Origin of the sequence: Rhodoplanes sp. SY1 (assembly GCF_046000175.1) — a bacterium.
Taxonomy (GTDB): domain Bacteria; phylum Pseudomonadota; class Alphaproteobacteria; order Rhizobiales; family Xanthobacteraceae; genus Rhodoplanes.
Map to the genome: position 1 here is coordinate 1 of NZ_JBEOMB010000280.1, position 830 is coordinate 830.

Genomic DNA, 830 nt, shown 5'->3' on the forward strand with positions numbered 1-830 from the left:
CGACACGAAGCAGGCTCATCTGGGGTCTCCTCGAATGCGACGGAGTCCCGGCGGCCCGTCCTCGACGCCCGAGCGCTACCACAAGCCGGAGTCGAAGTCCCGCGGCGGTGCACCACGATCTGTCGACAAAATGCGCTGCACTGCACGCATTCTCGCGTGTTGGTATGACAAGTCTGAACAAATCAGCCGGGCGGGCGGGCGCGCTGCTACGAAAGGTCTAGAAGCGTTGCTCCACGGCATCAGTCCTCACGACGTGAGGAAGCCCAGCACCTCGGTGTTGAAGGCGGCCGCCTGCTCGATGTTGGAGATGTGCGCCGCATCGAGAATGGTGAGCTGCGCGCCCGGCACCTTGCGGCGGATGAAGTCGTTCGCCTCGATCGGCGTCGACTGGTCGAAGCGCCCGGCGACCACGAAGGTCGGCACCGTGATGGTCGCGAGCAGATCGCGCTGGTCCAGATCGCGCACCGCCTCGCAATTGGCGACGTAGCCGTCGACCGGCGTCTTCAGGAACACGGCGCGGACCTTGTCCACGGCGGCCGGATCGGCCTCGCGGAACTCCGCCGTGAACCACAGGCCCATCACCTTGTCGACGATGGCGTCGAGGCCGCCGGCCCGCACGGTCGCGATGCGGTCGTGCCACGGCTGCTTGTCGGGCATGAAGCTCGTGGTGTTGGCGAGCACCAGCTTGCGCAGCCGCTGCGGCGCGTTGGCGCCGAGCCACTGGCCGACCATGCCGCCCATCGAGAGCCCGACCCAGTCGACCTTGTCGAGGCCGAGCCCGTCCATGATGGCGAGCGCGTCGCGGCCCAGCATCGCGATCGAGTAGGGGC

The 830-nt window shown here is 67.5% G+C and carries 1 protein-coding gene; it reads right to left on the reverse strand.

Annotation, left to right across the window (positions count from 1 at the left end):
* Window positions 1–246: 246 nt before the first annotated feature.
* Window positions 247–830 (reverse strand): alpha/beta fold hydrolase (locus tag ABTU92_RS29115; protein WP_408095043.1); only part of this gene is annotated, 584 nt, incomplete at its 5' end.